The organism is Bradyrhizobium sp. ISRA430 (assembly GCF_029909975.1).
GTDB lineage: Bacteria > Pseudomonadota > Alphaproteobacteria > Rhizobiales > Xanthobacteraceae > Bradyrhizobium.
This window is the reverse complement of sequence record NZ_CP094516.1, coordinates 5,611,511-5,628,240: the sequence shown is the minus strand read 5'-3', so window position 1 is coordinate 5,628,240 and position 16,730 is coordinate 5,611,511. Positions and strand designations below refer to the sequence as shown.

Annotated in this window: 21 protein-coding genes; 14 read left to right on the top strand and 7 right to left on the bottom strand. The window is 64.5% G+C overall.

The annotated features are described in order from the left end of the window. Positions 1-26: 26 nt before the first annotated feature. The 5 genes from MTX21_RS26745 to MTX21_RS26725 all read left to right on the top strand — a co-directional run bounded on the left by MTX21_RS26745 (position 27) and on the right by MTX21_RS26725 (position 4,660). Positions 27-1,232 carry an MFS transporter gene (locus MTX21_RS26745; protein ID WP_280967654.1) on the top strand — a complete coding sequence of 402 codons (1,206 nt, stop codon included), beginning with the start codon at positions 27-29 and terminating at the stop codon, positions 1,230-1,232. 82 nt (positions 1,233-1,314) lie between these two features. Further along, a complete protein-coding gene (trmD, locus tag MTX21_RS26740) occupies positions 1,315-2,058 on the top strand; it encodes a tRNA (guanosine(37)-N1)-methyltransferase TrmD (protein ID WP_280967653.1) in 744 nt (247 codons plus the stop codon). Between the two features lie 110 nt (positions 2,059-2,168). After that, positions 2,169-2,549: a 50S ribosomal protein L19 gene (gene rplS, locus MTX21_RS26735; protein WP_063707858.1), complete on the top strand. Its 381-nt coding sequence runs from the start codon at positions 2,169-2,171 to the stop codon at positions 2,547-2,549. A 400-nt stretch (positions 2,550-2,949) separates the two neighbouring features. Then, positions 2,950-4,356 (top strand): 3-isopropylmalate dehydratase large subunit, encoded by a 1,407-nt coding sequence (leuC, locus tag MTX21_RS26730; protein ID WP_280967652.1) that lies wholly within the window; start codon positions 2,950-2,952, stop codon positions 4,354-4,356. A gap of 94 nt (positions 4,357-4,450) precedes the next feature. Beyond that, the gene (locus MTX21_RS26725) at positions 4,451-4,660 is read left to right on the top strand and encodes a hypothetical protein (protein ID WP_280967651.1); all 210 of its coding nucleotides are present in this window, start codon (positions 4,451-4,453) and stop codon (positions 4,658-4,660) included. Positions 4,661-4,734: 74 nt separating this feature from the next. Here the strand turns inward: MTX21_RS26725 and MTX21_RS26720 are convergent, their stop codons facing one another. Further along, complete coding sequence (locus MTX21_RS26720) at positions 4,735-5,016, bottom strand: hypothetical protein (RefSeq protein WP_280967650.1); 282 nt, start codon at positions 5,014-5,016, stop codon at positions 4,735-4,737. A gap of 84 nt (positions 5,017-5,100) precedes the next feature. Further along, complete coding sequence (locus MTX21_RS26715; RefSeq protein WP_280967649.1) at positions 5,101-5,388, bottom strand: hypothetical protein; 288 nt, start codon at positions 5,386-5,388, stop codon at positions 5,101-5,103. Between the two features lie 163 nt (positions 5,389-5,551). Between MTX21_RS26715 and MTX21_RS26710 the strand changes: the two genes are divergently transcribed. The 4 genes from MTX21_RS26710 (at position 5,552) to MTX21_RS26695 (ending at position 8,164) form a co-directional block, all read left to right on the top strand. Further along, positions 5,552-5,950: a metallopeptidase family protein gene (locus MTX21_RS26710; RefSeq protein WP_280967648.1), complete on the top strand. Its 399-nt coding sequence runs from the start codon at positions 5,552-5,554 to the stop codon at positions 5,948-5,950. A gap of 80 nt (positions 5,951-6,030) precedes the next feature. After that, positions 6,031-6,636: a 3-isopropylmalate dehydratase small subunit gene (gene leuD, locus MTX21_RS26705; protein WP_008539074.1), complete on the top strand. Its 606-nt coding sequence runs from the start codon at positions 6,031-6,033 to the stop codon at positions 6,634-6,636. A gap of 82 nt (positions 6,637-6,718) precedes the next feature. After that, the gene (locus tag MTX21_RS26700; RefSeq protein WP_280967647.1) at positions 6,719-7,504 is read left to right on the top strand and encodes a hypothetical protein; all 786 of its coding nucleotides are present in this window, start codon (positions 6,719-6,721) and stop codon (positions 7,502-7,504) included. Positions 7,505-7,744: 240 nt separating this feature from the next. Then, complete coding sequence (locus MTX21_RS26695) at positions 7,745-8,164, top strand: hypothetical protein (RefSeq protein ID WP_280967646.1); 420 nt, start codon at positions 7,745-7,747, stop codon at positions 8,162-8,164. Between the two features lie 10 nt (positions 8,165-8,174). On the opposite strand, the gene MTX21_RS26690 is transcribed toward MTX21_RS26695, so the two are convergent. Both MTX21_RS26690 and MTX21_RS26685 read right to left on the bottom strand, forming a co-directional pair. Beyond that, positions 8,175-8,597, bottom strand: coding sequence for a response regulator (locus tag MTX21_RS26690; RefSeq protein ID WP_280967645.1), 423 nt, complete (start codon positions 8,595-8,597; stop codon positions 8,175-8,177). A 5-nt stretch (positions 8,598-8,602) separates the two neighbouring features. Further along, positions 8,603-9,010 (bottom strand): response regulator, encoded by a 408-nt coding sequence (locus MTX21_RS26685; protein WP_280967644.1) that lies wholly within the window; start codon positions 9,008-9,010, stop codon positions 8,603-8,605. Between the two features lie 279 nt (positions 9,011-9,289). Between MTX21_RS26685 and MTX21_RS26680 the strand changes: the two genes are divergently transcribed. Further along, the gene (locus tag MTX21_RS26680; RefSeq protein WP_280967643.1) at positions 9,290-9,802 is read left to right on the top strand and encodes a hypothetical protein; all 513 of its coding nucleotides are present in this window, start codon (positions 9,290-9,292) and stop codon (positions 9,800-9,802) included. A 17-nt stretch (positions 9,803-9,819) separates the two neighbouring features. On the opposite strand, the gene MTX21_RS26675 is transcribed toward MTX21_RS26680, so the two are convergent. Beyond that, positions 9,820-10,701: a CoA ester lyase gene (locus tag MTX21_RS26675; RefSeq protein ID WP_280967642.1), complete on the bottom strand. Its 882-nt coding sequence runs from the start codon at positions 10,699-10,701 to the stop codon at positions 9,820-9,822. A 111-nt stretch (positions 10,702-10,812) separates the two neighbouring features. Between MTX21_RS26675 and MTX21_RS26670 the strand changes: the two genes are divergently transcribed. Next, positions 10,813-11,457: a carbonic anhydrase gene (locus MTX21_RS26670; RefSeq protein ID WP_280967641.1), complete on the top strand. Its 645-nt coding sequence runs from the start codon at positions 10,813-10,815 to the stop codon at positions 11,455-11,457. Positions 11,458-11,517: 60 nt separating this feature from the next. On the opposite strand, the gene MTX21_RS26665 is transcribed toward MTX21_RS26670, so the two are convergent. Then, positions 11,518-12,552 carry an aspartate-semialdehyde dehydrogenase gene (locus MTX21_RS26665; protein WP_280967640.1) on the bottom strand — a complete coding sequence of 345 codons (1,035 nt, stop codon included), beginning with the start codon at positions 12,550-12,552 and terminating at the stop codon, positions 11,518-11,520. A gap of 116 nt (positions 12,553-12,668) precedes the next feature. On the opposite strand from MTX21_RS26665, the gene MTX21_RS26660 reads away from it, so the two are divergent. Further along, positions 12,669-13,457 (top strand): hypothetical protein, encoded by a 789-nt coding sequence (locus tag MTX21_RS26660; RefSeq protein WP_280967639.1) that lies wholly within the window; start codon positions 12,669-12,671, stop codon positions 13,455-13,457. A 156-nt stretch (positions 13,458-13,613) separates the two neighbouring features. Continuing rightward, complete coding sequence (locus MTX21_RS26655; protein WP_280967638.1) at positions 13,614-13,979, top strand: hypothetical protein; 366 nt, start codon at positions 13,614-13,616, stop codon at positions 13,977-13,979. A gap of 195 nt (positions 13,980-14,174) precedes the next feature. Here MTX21_RS26655 and leuB read toward each other — a convergent pair whose 3' ends face one another. Beyond that, on the bottom strand, positions 14,175-15,287 hold the full coding sequence (gene leuB / locus MTX21_RS26650; protein WP_280967637.1) for a 3-isopropylmalate dehydrogenase: 1,113 nt from the start codon (positions 15,285-15,287) through the stop codon (positions 14,175-14,177). A gap of 229 nt (positions 15,288-15,516) precedes the next feature. On the opposite strand from leuB, the gene MTX21_RS26645 reads away from it, so the two are divergent. Further along, a complete protein-coding gene (locus MTX21_RS26645; RefSeq protein WP_280967636.1) occupies positions 15,517-16,716 on the top strand; it encodes a YbfB/YjiJ family MFS transporter in 1,200 nt (399 codons plus the stop codon). Positions 16,717-16,730 lie beyond the last annotated feature (14 nt).

The following is a 16,730-nucleotide window of genomic DNA, read 5'->3' as shown; positions in this document are numbered from 1 at the left end:
ATCGTCTTCGCCCGCAGGAAATGCCCATGGCTGACCTGGCAGCAGAAGTGCCTGGACGCAACCGCGCCGCCCGCACGCTCGCGGCGACGGGCATCAACCACGCCATCCACGACGGCTACACCGACCTGATCTACGTGCTGCTGCCGGTCTGGCAGACTGAGTTCGCGTTGAGCTACGGGCTGCTGGCGGTGATGCGCGGGCTCTATTCCGGCGCGATGGCTGGGCTCCAAATCCCCGCCGGCCGCATCGCCGAACGGGTCGACGGGAGGACCATTCTGGCTCTCGGCACGGCGCTGGCGGCGCTCGGCTATGTCTTCGCCGGGCTGTCCGGCGGCGTCATCGGGCTGGGTGCGGCACTCCTGGTGTCCGGAGCCGGTTCGAGCACTCAGCATCCGCTTGCCTCGGCTGCAGTGTCGCGCGCCTACGGCAAGGCGGCGCGAGGTCCGCTCGGCATCTACAATTTTAGCGGCGATGTCGGCAAAGCGGCGATCCCGGCACTCACCGCGCTGTTGCTTGTGGTGATGTCGTGGCGGCACGCGCTGTTGTTGCTGGCTATGGCAGGCCTGCTCGTCGCCGCTGGCATCGCGTTGCTGATGCCGTCGGTCGGGACCGGGACCACACGCAAGACGGCCGGCCCATCGCGGGCGGCTCACGCCGGCCGCGGCGGCTTCCATTGGCTGCTCGCGATCGGAATATTGGACAGCGCGGTCAGGATGGGCTTTCTCACGTTCCTTCCCTTCCTGCTGCGCGATAAGGGCGCATCCCTGCCGACGAACGGTCTCGCTCTCGCGCTTGTCTTCATCGGCGGCGCGGCCGGCAAATTCACGTGCGGCTGGCTCGGCGAACGCGTCGGCACGTTGCGTACCGTGCTTCTCACCGAAGGCGGAACGGCGGCGCTGATCGTGGCCGTGCTTGTGTTGCCCCTCGTGCCCGCCATCATCCTGCTGCCGCTGCTCGGCGTGATGCTCAACGGCACATCCTCCGTGCTCTACGGGACGGTCCCCGAGCTCACACCGCCGCATCGCACCGAGCGCGCCTTCGCGCTGTTCTACACGGGCACGATCGGATCGGGTGCCATCGCGCCGGTGCTCTACGGCCTGCTGGGCGACGCCGTCGGCCCGGCGCCGGCGACCGCGGCGACCGCCGCAACGGCACTTGCGATATGTCCGCTGGCACTTGCGCTGGCATCGCATCTGTCCGACGAGCCCAAGGGGCATCGTTCGGGCGCCTGAGGCGAGCGGCGCAGGCGGCTTTGACGGGCCTGCGGTTGTACGGGGTCTCGACCTCTCGGCCGCAATGCCCTAACGAGCGGCCATGGCGACCTCCTCACCCTGGCGCACGACCGTGCTGACGCTGTTTCCGGACATGTTTCCGGGGCCACTTGGCGTGAGCCTGGCCGGGCGAGCGCTGGCATCAGGTCTCTGGGAGCTCGAGGCGCGCGACATCCGGGCCTCCGCCACCGACCGTCACCGCAGTGTCGACGACACCCCGGCCGGCGGCGGGCCGGGCATGGTGCTGCGCGCCGACATTCTGGCGGCCGCCATCGATGCCGCGGAGATAGGCCCGGAGCGGCCCCGGTTGCTCATGAGCCCAAGGGGTCGGCCGTTGACCCAGGCCCGCGTCATTGAGCTGGCCCAAGGCCCCGGCCTGCTGATCGTCTGCGGGCGGTTCGAGGGCGTCGACCAACGGGTGATCGACAGAAGGGGCCTCGAGGAGGTCTCGATCGGCGATTACGTGCTCTCGGGCGGCGAAATCGCAGCTTTGGCGCTCATTGACGCCTGCGTCAGGCTCCTGCCGGGGGTCATGGGCAAGGAGGCCTCCGGAACCGATGAGAGCTTTTCCGATGGACTGCTGGAGTACCCCCAATATACCCGTCCGCAGCTCTTCGAGGGGGTTCCGATCCCTCAAATCCTGACCTCCGGCGACCATGCCAAGGTCGCGGCCTGGCGGCGCGCGGAATCCGAGGCGCTGACGGCGGCCCGGCGGCCGGATTTGTGGGCCAAGGCGCCGAATCGGCCCGGACGCCAAAAAACGCCAAAAAACAAGACAGACGGGTGACAAACGCTTTGGCTTGCCTTATAGGAGCGGCCAAATCCGCAATGGCTGGATAGACGAATTTCGCGCAGCCCCCGTTTCTCAAGGCTGGGCGCGCCGATGGAGATTTACCCATGAACCTGATCAAGCAGCTCGAAAAAGAGCAATTCGACAAGCTCTCCGCCGGCAAGGACATTCCGGAATTCGCCCCCGGCGACACCGTGATCGTCAATGTGAAGGTCGTCGAAGGCGACCGCACCCGCGTGCAGGCCTACGAGGGCGTCTGCATCGGCCGTTCCGGCGGTGGCCTCAACGAGAGCTTCACCGTACGCAAGATCTCCTATGGCGAGGGCGTTGAGCGCGTGTTCCCGCTGCTCTCCCCGATGATCGACTCAATCAAGGTCGTGCGTCGCGGCAAAGTGCGTCGCGCCAAGCTCTATTATCTCCGCAATCTCCGCGGCAAGTCGGCGCGTATCGTCGAGAAGCAGGACCGCGCGGCTGCCGTCGGCGAGTAAAACTCGGAGACAGGCATGTTTACGAAGAGCGCGGGGCAAGAACCCCGCGCTTTTTTGTTGCGCTCAGTCGTCATTGCGAGCGCAGCGAAGCAATCCAGGCTGTCTCCGCGGGTGCATTTCTGGATTGCTTCGCTGCGCTCGCAATGACGAACTTGAAACTCTCGCGCTTTTACCTCTGCATGCTATATAGCTTCTAGAATGTTTCCAGATCCGACCTGCCTCGCACCCATCCGGCGCATCGTCATCGATGATCGCTCGCGGCTGCCCGGCCGGTTCTTCGGACGCTTCGCGACCTCGGCAACGTCAGAGCTTAAGCGCGCAGCGTAAAGGCTGCGCTGACGATTTGCTGCCCCGCGCGACCGCGCATATCCGCTACACAATATTCCCGGAGCTGACGCTCATGTCCAAGCCGACCACACTGTACGACAAGATCTGGAACGACCATCTGGTGCACGAAGCCGACGACGGCACCTGCCTGCTCTACATCGACCGTCACCTGGTGCACGAGGTGACCTCGCCGCAGGCGTTCGAAGGCCTGCGCGCCACGGGCCGCAAGGTGCACGCACCCGAGAAGACGCTCGCCGTCGTCGATCACAACGTTCCGACCACCGACCGCACCAAGCCGAACCCCGACCCCGAGAGCATCGAGCAGATCAAGGCGCTGGCGGAGAACGCCAAGGAATTCGGCATCGAATATTACAACGAGTTCGACAAGCGTCAGGGCATCGTCCACGTCATCGGCCCGGAGCAGGGCTTTACGCTGCCCGGCACCACCATCGTCTGTGGTGACAGCCACACCTCGACGCATGGTGCGTTCGGCGCGCTCGCGCACGGCATCGGCACCTCCGAGGTCGAGCACGTGCTGGCGACGCAGACGCTGATCCAGAAGAAGGCGAAGAACATGCGCGTCACCGTCGACGGCAAATTGCCGGAGGGCGTGACGGGCAAGGATATCATCCTGGCCATCATCGGCGAGATCGGCACCGCGGGCGGCACCGGCTACGTGCTGGAGTATGCCGGCGATGCGATCCGCGCGCTGTCGATGGAAGGCCGTATGACGGTCTGCAACATGTCGATCGAAGGCGGCGCCCGCGCCGGCCTCGTCGCGCCTGACCAGAAGGCCTACGACTTCCTGCGCGACCGTCCCAAGGCGCCGAAGGGCGCGGCCTGGGACGAAGCGATGCGCTACTGGGAGAAGCTGCGCTCCGACGCGGGCGCGCATTTCGACCATGAGATCCGGCTCGACGCAGCAAAACTGCCGCCGATCGTGACCTGGGGCACAAGCCCTGAGGACGTCATCTCGGTGACCGGCTTCGTGCCCGATCCCGACAAGATCGAGGATGAAGCCAAGCGCATCTCCAAGCACCGCGCGCTGAAATATATGGGCCTCACCGCAGGCACCAAGATCACCGACATCAAGCTCGATCGCGTCTTCATCGGCTCCTGCACCAACGGCCGCATCGAAGACTTGCGCGCCGCCGCCAAGATCGCGGAAGGCAAGCAGGTCTCGGCCCATGTCAACGCCATGGTCGTGCCGGGCTCCGGCATCGTGAAGGAGCAGGCGGAAGCCGAGGGTCTGGACAAGGTCTTCATCAAGGCTGGCTTCGAATGGCGCGAGCCGGGCTGCTCGATGTGCCTTGCGATGAACCCCGACAAGCTGAAGCCTGAAGAGCGCTGCGCCTCGACCTCGAACCGCAACTTCGAGGGGCGCCAAGGCTTCAAGGGCCGCACGCACCTGGTGTCGCCGGCGATGGCGGCAGCCGCGGCGATCGCGGGTCACTTCGTCGACGTCAGGGACTGGCGGTGAGCCGCTCCCTGCAATTTGAGTGATCGTGGCAAGCCGCCGTTAATCGGCATGCCGACATTCTCGTCCTCGCGACGGTTTCGCGAGGACGCGCGCTATGGCCAACAAGCCTGAATATGTCGATCTGATCAGCGAGGCGACCCGCCAGCATCGGCGGCGCGCCGCGCCGCTGCGCATCGTCGCCAAGCCCGAGGTCGAGGAGACCTCGCGCCTCAGCCGCTGGCCGCCGGCGATGTTCCGGCAATGGAAGCTCGAGACCCTGACGCGCTGGAAGCCGGCGTCGTGGAAGCTGAAGGATTGGCTGTAGCCGACCGGTCCTGACGTTGCTCGTGTCATTCCGGGACGCACGAAGGTTTGCGCCCGCCGGCTAGCGCGGCGACATCACCACCACGGCCCGAAGCCGAACACGAAAGGATAGGGCACGGCGTAAGGATAAGGCCGATAATAAACGGGTCGCGCGTAGTAGTGGGGTTCGTAGGGCACGTAGCGCCGCGCAACGTCATGGTGTCGCGCGTGCGACCGTGGACCGAAGAACGCGACCCCCGCTGAGGCGTCCGGCTTCGCCACGGCCTGAGCAGCGGCGAGGCTTGGCAAGCCTGCGGCCAGCCCAAGAGCGACGGCCAGTGCAATCCATTTCGCCATGACGACCTCCGCCCTCAGCATGCGGGCTTCATCAGGCTGCCTGCAAGGAAAAACAGGTCCGGCTTTGCCGGACTGATCGGCGGCGCTACGCGGGCGTTAAACGCGTCAGCCGCGGCGCCAGTAGCAGCTCATACGCGGCACAATCACGGTGCCGCTCGGCCGATACTCCTGGACATAGGTCGCGTTGCACTCGCGGACCGCGTCGGGACCGGGATTGTAGCGCGGATAGACCCGATTCTCATCGCCATAGTAGTAGTAAGGCTGCACGCGCAGCCGGGTCGGCGGCCGCCTGCGCGGCGGCGGAGCGTCTGGCGGCGCCGCCTGGGCCAACCGGAGTTCGGGACCGGCGGTCTGGGCTTCCGCGCCGGTGCAAAATTGCGAAAACAACCCCATGCAAAGTAGAACCAGTACCGCTGTTCCCGCCCGCATCGTACCACCCGCCTGAAACAACCCCTTGATGCGCCGTACGCTCTCCGTTTTCGCGAACGGCGTCAACTCTTCGTCCAGTCCTATAAAGCCGGATGCATCACGAAGGAACCCGCGCTAAGAGAAGCGCATGTGGACGGATCTGAAAGCGCCCTCGCTGGCCGAGATGGAGGTGGTGGCGCACGACATTTTCAAGCACCTGCCGGCGCACTTTCGCAAGCTCTGCGAAGGCGTGATCATCCGGGTCGACGACTTCCCGACCGACGAGGTCCTCGATGAGATGGACTGCGAGAGCGAGTTCGACCTGCTCGGCCTGTTTCAGGGCGTCGGCCTGCCGCAGCAGAGTTTTGGCGACGTGGCGCGGCTGCCCAACATGGTCTGGCTCTACCGCCGCCCCATCCTGGATTACTGGGCCGAGCACGACGAGACGATCGGCCATATCGTCCGCCACGTGCTGATCCACGAAATCGGCCACCATTTCGGCCTCTCGGATGACGATATGGCGGCGATTGAGGCCCAAGCAGACTAGATCTGCCGAATTCGGCCTAGGATTTCCGCCCCGATCGCGATAAATAGCTTTTCCCCTGACCCACCCCGGGAAGCGCAACCATGGACAAGTTCACCACGCTGGAAGGCGTCGCGGCGCCGCTGAAGATCATCAATGTCGACACCGACATGATCATTCCGAAGCAGTATCTGAAGACCATCAAGCGCACCGGCCTTGGCAAGGGGCTTTTCTCCGAGCAGCGCTACAAGGACGATGGCAGCGAGAATCCGGATTTCGTGCTCAACCAGCCGGCCTATCGCAATGCCAAGGTGCTGGTCGCCGGCGACAATTTCGGCTGCGGCTCGAGCCGCGAACATGCGCCCTGGGCACTGCTCGACTTCGGCATCCGCTGCGTGATCTCGACCTCGTTCGGCGACATCTTCTACAACAACTGCTTCAAGAACGGCATTCTGCCGATCCGCGTCAGCCAAGAAGACCTCGACAAGCTGTTCGACGACGCTGAGCGCGGCGCCAATGCGACGCTGACGATCGACCTGCCGAACCAGGAGATCCGCGGTCCCGACGGCGGCAAGGTCAAGTTCGAGATCGACCCGTTCCGCAAGCACTGCCTGATCAACGGCCTCGACGACATCGGCCTGACGATGGAGAAGAAGGCCTCGATCGACACCTACGAGGACAAGCTCAAGCGCGAGCGCGCCTGGGCCTGAGATCGGCATTTCGGTTCGAGCCCCGGTGCTGTCAGCGCCGGGGCTTTTTCTTTGCCCTCGTTATCCCGTATAGCTTCGCCTCATGCTGCCCGAAATCGTCACCTTCTGGCATGGTCCGATGGATGCGCTACGCCAGACCTGTCTGCGCTCGCAGCTCGCGGCCGGTCACAAGGTCACGGTCTACAGTTTCGACACCATTCCCGGCCTGCCCGCGGGCGTCGGCAACGCCGATGCCGAGGCGATCCTGCCGCATGCCTTCTCCGAGAGGCTGCGGCCGCCGCAGCCGGATGGAAGCTGGCGCGACTGGACCACGCTGCAGTTCAGCGACTTCTTTCGGATGAAGCTGATGGCCAAGGGCCTCGGCCTCTGGCTCGACGCCGACGTGCTGCTCTTGAAACCGGTCGAGATCAATCCGGCAAAGCCTTACTTCGCTTGGGAGCGGCCGCGCCAGCTCGGCAACTCCGTGATCTACCTGCCGGCAGAGCATGGCATCGTCCGCGCCTTCGAAGAGCTGATGGAGCAGGAGGAGCTGACGCCGGACTGGCTGTCGCTGCGCCATCGCATCACGTTTGCGATGCGTCGCCTGCGCGGCGGCTCGAACCGCCTCTCCGACATCCGCGTCGCGATCTTTGGGCCGGCGGCGCTGACCGCACTCGCCCGCCGCACCGGCGAGTTGAACTGCGCGCTGCCGAAGCAGTCGTTCTACGCCGTGCATGCCGAGCCAAAGCTGTTCTTCGAACCAATGAGCTATCTCGGCCTCGTCACCAACCCCGAGATCATCGGCCTGCACGTCTCGCCAAAAGGCCGCGGCGGCCAGCCACCGATTCCGGGCAGCCTGTATGCGTGGGCGGCGGAGCGGTTTCGCTAGCTCCCATCTCGTGCCCCGACGCAGCGCAGCACGTGAGTGATGCGCTGCTGAGCCGGCGCCCAATAATTGCGGGACGATGGGTCCCCGCTCTGCGGAGCGGCACTTTGGACGATGCTCCGCATCGCCAAGCGCGCCGCACCCGCGTCCGGGATACGAGAGTCCTATTTGATCCAGCGCAACGCACTTTCCTGCAGCTCTGCTCTATTCGGCGCGAATTCCACGACTCGAATGGAGCGTTGCATGAGCACCGCAAGCAGGCCTTATCCCATCGTCCAGGATCTCATCGAGTCCTTTGCCGGCTGGCTGAAGCATCACCGCGAGCTGAACGAGATGCGGCAGCTCGACCGCTCCGACTTCAACCGGATCGCGGGTGATCTCAGGATTTCGCCCGACGATCTGGAGGAGCTGGTCCGTCATGGCCGGCACGCCGCCGACGAGCTGCCGAAGATGCTGGAGCAGCTCGGCATCAGCGCGGAGCGTCTCGGGCGCGCCCAGCCGTTGCTGCTGCGTGACATGGAACGCGTGTGCGCGCTCTGCGGCCACAAGGCGCAGTGCGACCGCGATCTTGATAGCGGCACCGCCGCCGAGAACTATCACGGCTATTGCGGCAACGCCTCGACGCTGGAATCGCTCGATCGCGCAGACCTCGCACCGCATTGATGCGGCGCGGTCACAACATCGCCGTTCGCCCTTCCTGCGCGGGCGGCCTACGCGTTGCGAGCATCTGCAGAATGCGCTGCAGCAGCAGTTGCGGAGCGAGCCGGGTTGGCAAAGCATCATCGCTGCACAGCTCGGCTGCCGCGTCTACAGCTCGCTTGGGGGTGCCGGTCAGCAGCATCGTCGTGTGCGGGCTGTGCTGCTTCACCCACGTCGCAATGCCGAACCCATCGCCGGCAAGTTGGATACTGCTGATGACGGCGCCGACGTCGAAGCGACGATCCTCAAGAGCTTCGATAGCTTCCTCGGTGGTTACGGCTTCCAGAACTTTGTATCCGCAGTCGCGCAGATACTGCGCGATGGGCATGCGCACCAGAACGTCATGCTCGGCCAGAAGAACCGTCCCCCGCTGCCCATGTCGCGGTGCTTGTTCCATCAGCCTCAACGGTGGGGGAGTCTCGACGTTCCTAACAGCCCGTCAATTAGCTGGATAACCCGCACGGGATCGTAGGGCTTCGGAACAAACTGATTGGCAACGAAACCGTTGGGCGGCTCACTCGAGGTGAGAACGACAGTCAGAGCAGGAAACCGCTCGCTCAGGACCAACGCAAGCGTCGCCCCATCCATAGATCCCGGCATGCGAATGTCGCTAAAGACGATGGAGACATCGGCGCCGGCATTCAGGACGTCCATGGCCTCATCGGCGGTGCTACATTCAACAACCTGGAAGCCAGAGCTGCGCAGCTCGTCGGCAATCATTGCCCGGATGAAATAATCGTCCTCGACCACCATCACCGCCGCACGCGAACAGGTGAAGCGGTCCAGCGACCTGTCAGGGCTTCTGATCATAGACGACCCGCTAGATGGTTAGGACCCCTCTTCCTTAAGCATTTCTCCTCATTGAGGTTCCTGACACAGCACCGCTATCGATCCTGATACTTCACCTAGGTTAAGCATCGCCGTTGAATGGTACACTCGCGCGTGCATCGGCGTTTGCCGAAACGCCCCCCGCAACCGTTCAATCGGGCTCGTTGCGGCGTATCGCGGAAGGCGAAGATTATGAGGCGAAGATTATTAAGAACGAACGCTGAGCCATCCGGTTACAAAGCAAACTCGCGAGGTGAACTCATGCGTCGTTCAGACCTGGCAGCCATCCTGTTCCTGATGTCTGGGATCATTCCCGTCACCGCGTCTGCTCAGCAGACAACGTCAGACACGAACCAATCCACGAGCCAAGCCGGCCCCGAGCGCCCCGCGCAACAGTCGGGCCAGTCGCAGGCCCAAGACACTCCAACTCAGCCGGAACGTACACCGCAACAGTCAGACCAATCTCGCGACCGGGACCGCCGCAACGCCGAAGACACACGGATCAATCGAGATTGGACGGCGCGGCAGCGTGGTGAGGACCGTATGGACATGGACCGCATGCGTCAGCGCCAGGGGCGCATGATGGACCAGGATGAAGATCATCGGACCACCGGCCGAAACTGGCGGCAAGACGATGATGACATGGATCGCGGCCGCAGATATGGCTCTGTGGACCGGAGCGAGGGCCGTTACTATGAAGTCCGGCCTCGTCCTCGCGTGAAGACCTGTATCGAATACGAAAACGGGGACGAGTTCTGCCGGTATCGCGACTAGCCGATGCAGTACGCGCCTTAACCCTTACCCATCGCAGCGATCGCGTCAGCGATCTCGATCGTGCGCCGCGCCATGTCGGCGTGCAGGCGTTCCACCATCTGGCCATCGAGCCGGATCGCGCCGCGTGACACATTCTCCGGCAATTCGAACGCCGCAATGATCTTGCGGGCACGCGCAACTTCTTCTTCAGGCGGCGTGAAGATCGCGTTGCAGGCATCGATCTGCGACGGATGGATCAGCGTCTTGCCGTCGAAGCCGAGATCGCGGCCTTGCGCGCATTCCGTCGCGAAACCATCGGAATTGTTGATGTCGCTATAGGGGCCGTCGAGGATTTCGAGGCCATGGGCGCGCGTCGCGAGGATGCAGTGGGTGATCATCGGGATCATCGCGGCGCGGCCCGGCAGCATCCGGATCCGCGTCTCCCGCGAGATGTCGTTGGGCCCGAACACGAAGCCCGACAGCCGCGTCTTCGGATCGCGCCCGGCTGCAGACAGCTCCTCGGCGTGCAGCACCGCGCGCGCGGTCTCGATCATGGCCCAGACCCTGACCGTCGGCGCGGCGCCGAACTCGGCCAGCCGGCGGCCGATCGTGTCGAGGTCCTCGACGCTGGAGACCTTTGGAACCAGGATGCCGTCCGGCGACGCCTTGGCCGCCATCGCGATGTCATCGGCCCACCAGGGTGTGTCGAGGCCGTTGGTCCGGATCAAAATCTCGCGCCTGCCGAACCCCTTGGCCGCGATCGCGGCGGCGATCTGGTCGCGCGCCACCGCCTTGGCGTCGGGGGCGACGGAATCCTCGAGGTCGAGGATCAGCCCGTCGGCGGACAGGTTGCGCGCCTTTTCAAGGGCGCGGGGGTTGGAACCGGGCATGAACAGATGGCTGCGGCGCGGGCGGGTCATGCAAGCGTTCCTTCCGGTTTCCTCGAGCGGGCTGTTACCGAAGCCGATAGCATCTGGCCTGCCTATTCGAAAGGCTTGTTCGCCCCTTCGGCATATGATTAGGCATGGGTCATGAGCACGTTCCCTCAGCACTTGCTGGACGGCTACAGGGCGTTCGCCACCCAACGGCTGCCGGCCGAGCAGAACCGCTACCGCGAGCTGTCAGTGAAAGGGCAGTCGCCGGAAGTGATGGTGATCGGCTGCTGCGATTCCCGCGTCTCACCTGAGGTGATCTTCGACGTCGGCCCGGGCGAGCTGTTCGTCGTCCGCAACATCGCCAATCTGGTGCCGGTGTATCAGCCCGATGAAGGCGCGCACGGCGTCTCGGCTGCGCTGGAATATGCGGTCACCGTACTGCGCGTCAAACACATCGTGGTGCTCGGGCATGCGCAATGCGGCGGCATCCGCGCCTTCGTCGACAAGATCGAGCCGCTCACCCCCGGCGATTTCATCGGGCGCTGGATGCAGATGTTCATCAAGCCCGGCGAGGTCGTCGAGCAGCGCGAGCACGAGACGATGGCACAATTCGTCGAGCGCATCGAGAAGGCCGCAGTATTCCGCAGCCTCGAAAACCTCATGACCTTCCCGTTCGTGCGCAAGGCCGTGGAGAGCGGCCACACTCAGCTCCATGGCGCCTATTTCGGCGTCGCCGAGGGATCGCTATTCGTGCTGGACAAGGTGGCGAAGGAATTTCGCAGCGTGCGAGAAAGCGAATAGCGAATGGCGAGTAGCGAATAGAGGATATCCATTCGCTATTCGCCACTCCCTATTCGCTAACTACGCCGCTTTCTTCTTGGCGCTGATCAGCTTGCGGTTGATCAGGACCTCGGCGATCTGGATGGCGTTCAGCGCGGCGCCCTTGCGCAAATTGTCCGACACGCACCACAGCACGAGGCCGTTCTCCACGGTCGCGTCCTCGCGGATGCGGCTGATATAGGTCGCGTCTTCGCCAGCCGCCTCATAGGGCGTGGCGTAGCCGCCGGGCTCCTGCTTGTCGATGACGAGACAGCCGGGCGCCTTGCGCAGGATCTCGCGCGCTTCATCCGCGGTGATCGGGTTCTCGAACTCGATGTTGACGGCCTCGGAGTGGCCGACGAACACCGGCACGCGCACGCAGGTCGCGGAGAGCTTGATCTTGGGATCAAGAATCTTCTTGGTCTCCGCCATCATCTTCCACTCTTCCTTGGTGTAGCCGTCCTCCATGAAGACGTCGATGTGGGGGATGACATTGAAGGCGATGCGTTTGGGGAATTTCTTCGCGATCAGCTCGTCATTGGTGTAGACGGCCTTGGTCTGCGAGAACAACTCGTCCATCGCATCCTTGCCGGCGCCCGACACCGACTGATAGGTCGAGACGACGACGCGCTTGATCGTCGCCTTGTCGTGCAGCGGCTTCAGCGCGACGACGAGCTGCGCCGTCGAGCAGTTCGGGTTGGCGATGATGTTCTTCTTCGAGAAGTCCTTGGTCGCGTCCGCATTCACTTCCGGCACGATCAGCGGCACGTCCGGATCCATGCGCCAGGCCGAGGAATTGTCGATCACGACCGCACCGGCGGCACCGATCTTCGGCGACCATTCCTTCGACACCGAACCGCCCGCCGACATCAGGCAGATGTCGATGTCGGAGAAGTCGTAATGCTCGAGCGCTTTGACCTTCAAGGTGCGGTCGCCATAGGAGACTTCGACGCCGACGCTGCGGCGCGACGCCAGCGCCACGACCTCGTCCGCGGGGAATTTACGCTCATCCAAAATGTTGAGCATTTCCCGTCCGACGTTGCCGGTCGCTCCGACGACTGCGACTTTGTAACCCATCGTTCACTCTCCGATGAAAAAGGCCCTCCTGCGAGATCACGCGCAAGCAGGAAGAGCAGCGCTTCTATGCGAGAACCGGCCTCAAGACAACGTTCGACCGTATCTGAAGGCAGTGAATGCAGGCGTTCCCGGTCGGCCCGGCCGCTACTCCCACCAGGACCAGCATCCTTCTGGCGCTCGCCGGCTTTGCCGACGAGGTCGTCGGCACGCTGGCGCACCTGTTCGCCTATGTGGGGGCGCTGGCGCTCCTTGCCATCCTCGGCGTTGCGGCTCTCGGCCAGCTCCCGGACCTGAGCAACGATGAGCCCGCGCTGAAGCCGGGCTGGAGCGTCGCCGACCGCTCGCATCCGGCATTCGCTCTCAGCCGACTTGATTCATCTGAAAAATCAGCCTCTTACATCATTCTCCGACACCCCGGCGGCGGCCGCAGGGACGTCATGCGCTGGACCGGCGAGGCCGATGGGATCGTCGCCGAGCTCGACATCTACCGGCCCGGCGGCGAATTCGACGCAGGCCAGCCGGCCTCCGCCATCCTGGCCAGCGTGATGGGCGCAACAGTGCCGCTCGAGCAAGCCGGACTGATCGACACGAAATTCGGACCGGTCGCGCTGTTCCGCTCCGGCGGGACGGCGAGGGAGACCCGGTCGTGCCTGGGCTTTCTCAAGCGCAGCGTCGACCCGGCGCTCCATATCTCCGGGTTCTCTTGCCAGGGCGACACCCCGCCCGCGCAGCGCGCGGCGATCGCCTGCACGCTGAACCGGCTGACGCTTTTGACCGCGGGCAATGAGCCGAAGCTGGCGGAATTGTTCGCCCATGCCGAGCTCAGGCGCCGTCCGTGCGGCCCAACCGGATCGCCGGATTGGCTGCTGGGAGCCGAGCAGGCGCAGTTGCGCGGGACGCTTTGACCGGCATCAAGGTCAAGTCGCTGGCTTTCATGCAACTTTTGACTGCGCGTACGATTATTCCGTTCTGGTGTGACCCAATAGACCTAGTTGTGGCCGCCCCTGTCGGGCTAGTATGGGGTGAAATTGATTGGCGGCTTGCCGCCTGAAGGGGACGTGATGAGCTCGAAATTCTCTGCCGCGAACAAATTGGCGATCTGGCTTGCGGCGGGCGCCGTGATTGCCGCAGGGCTCACGACGCCGGCCTCGGCCGAGACCAGGAAGCAGCGCTATGACGGCGCGAGCGGTCCCAACGCGGTCTATCAGCAGGGCCCGCGCACCCGCCTCTATGTGAGCAAGCGCTCCTGGCTCGATGGCGGCACCGAGGTCAATCCGGGCGACCGCAAGTTCATGGACTATGCGTTCCCGTCGCCGTACGGGTACCCGACTTTCGCGCGCGAGAACAACAACCGTCCGATCGATCGCCAGCCGCTGTCTACACCGTCCGACGTCGGCGGCTATCCGCGGAATTTCCCGCTTTACTGAAGCGCATATAGCGGACCGAATCGAAAAGGCCGGGCGAGAGCCCGGCCATTTATTTTGGAGATCCCGTAGGGTGGGCTAGCGCAGCGTAACTCACCTCTTTGGCTTCCGCGGAGATAGAAGTGGTGGGTTACGCCGAACGGATTGCGCTTCGCGCAGCCGCAGGGCTAATCCACCCTCAGATGCGCCGCTTGCCGCTTACGCGTGCAGCTTCTGCAATTCCTTCAGGATCGCTTCGCCCATCTGCGTGGTCGAGGCGGCGGTGGTGCCTTCCGACTTGATGTCGGCGGTGCGCAGGCCGCTCGCGAGCACGGCGGCGATCGCCTGGTCGACCTTGTCGGCGAGCGCGCCCATGTCGAAGGAATAGCGCAGCGCCATGCCGAAGGACGAGATCATCGCGATCGGATTGGCGAGGCCCCTGCCGGCGATGTCGGGCGCCGAGCCGTGCACCGGCTCGTACAGCGCCTTGCGCTTCTTGCTCTTCACGTCGACCTCGCCGAGCGAGGCCGACGGCAACATGCCGAGCGAGCCCGTCAGCATCGCCGCGATGTCGGAGAGCATGTCGCCGAACAGGTTGTCGGTGACGATGACGTCGAACTGCTTCGGCCACTTCACCAGCATCATGCCGCCGGAATCGGCGAGCTGATGCTCGAGCGTGACGTCTGCATATTCGCGCTTGTGGACCTGCGTCACCACCTCGTTCCAGAGCACGCCCGACTTCATGACGTTGCGCTTTTCCATCGACGTCACCTTGTTGCGGCGCTTCTTGGCAAGGTCGAAGGCGACGCGGGCGATGCGCTCGATCTCATAGGTGTCGTAGACCTGGGTATCGATGGCGCGCTTCTGGCCGTTGCCGAGATCGGTGATGGTCTTGGGCTCGCCGAAATAGACGCCGCCGGTGAGCTCGCGCACGATGACGATATCGAGGCCTTCGACCGCCTCGCGCTTCAGGCTCGAGGCATCGGCCAGCGCCGGGTAGCACACGGCGGGACGGAGGTTGGCGAACAGGCCGAGATCCTTGCGGAGGCGCAACAGGCCGGCTTCCGGGCGCACCTCGTAAGGCACGGCATCCCACTTGGGGCCGCCGACCGCGCCGAAAATTACGGCATCGGCATCCCTGGCCTTGGCCATGTCGCCTTCCGAGATCGATACCTTGTGGGCGTCATAGGCGGCGCCGCCGACGAGCCCGCTCTCGGTCTCGAATTTGGCAATGCCTGCCGAATTGAGCCAGTCGATCAGCCGCTTCACCTCGCCCATCACTTCCGGGCCGATGCCGTCGCCGGGGAGCAGCAGCAATTTGTGGGTCGCCATGACGTTTTTTCCTCCATTTCGTCATGGCCGGGCTTGTCCCGGCCATCCACGTCTCGCCTGGGTGGCGCAGAAGGCGTGGATGCCCGGCACAAGGCCGGGCATGACGGCGCCTCGTGAATTTCGGCCGGAGTGCTAGAGCGGCATTGCGCGCTTGGCAAGACACCATTGCCGGGGCGCACCTGTGCAAGCCACCCCTCGCCTGCCACACTCCCCGCGCCCGGAGTACCCCTTGCACGCCCCAGACCGCCCCCAATCCGACGCGCATCCCGCGCGGCTGATCCTGACACTGTCGCTGGCGGCGACGGTCGGGCTCGGCATCGGCCGTTTTGCCTATGCCCTGGTGCTGCCGGACATGCGGGACAGCCTGAACTGGTCCTACTCGGCGGCCGGCTTCATGAACACCATCAACGCCGTCGGCTACCTTGCGGGCGCGCTGATGGCCTCCCGGCTGATCGGGCGGGTCGGCTGGTCGGTCGCGATCCGCGGCGGAACGGTGGCCTGCGTCGCCGCCCTCGCGGTGTGCGCGCTGACCGGCAATTTCGTCGCGCTGAGCCTTGCGCGACTCGTGCTGGGCCTGGGCGCCGCGGCCGGCTTCGTCGCCGGCGGCGCGCTGGCCGCCATCATCGCGCAGGCCCATCCGCAGCGGGCGAATTTCCTGCTCAGCCTGTTCTATGCCGGCCCTGGCGTGGGCATCCTCGCCTCCGGGCTGATTGCGCCGTTTGCCTTGCAGTATTTCGGGCCGGGCTCGTGGTGGATCGTGTGGTGGACGCTGGCGCTGCTCTCCGCCGCGATGACGATCCCGCTGTTCCTGATCCGCATCGAGAGCCGCGCGCGTTTCACGGAAGGCACCCACGCCTCCTTCGCGATCCCTCCCGTGCTGATCTATCTCGCCGGCTATTTCCTGTTCGGCGCGGGCTACATCGCCTACATGACCTTCATGATCGCCTATGTGCGCGATGCCGGCGGCGGCGCCGCTGCACAGGCCGCGTTCTGGGGCCTGATTGGCGTCAGCGCGTTTGCGACACCGTGGATCTGGCGCGGCGTGCTTGCGCTCGATCGCGGCGGACTTGCCACCGCCATCATCCTCGGCACCAACGCGCTCGGCGCCGCCCTGCCGATTCTCGGACATTCGACGATGTGGCTGACGATCTCCGCGGTCGTGTTCGGCGTCGCCTTCTTCGCGGTCGTCGGCTCGACCACCGCCTTCGTGCGCTTCAACTATCCGCATGAGGCCTGGCCGACCGCGATCGCGGCAATGACGATCTCGTTCGGCGTCGGCCAGACGCTGGGGCCAATCGTGGTCGGCGCGATCACGGATGCGCTGGGCAGCCTCTCCTATGCGCTGAACGTGTCTGCGGCGCTGCTCGCGCTCGGCGCTCTGGCGGCGCTGTGTCAGCGGAAGGTGGGGCCGAAGCACCCGGCGCCGTAGGGCGGGTTAGCGCC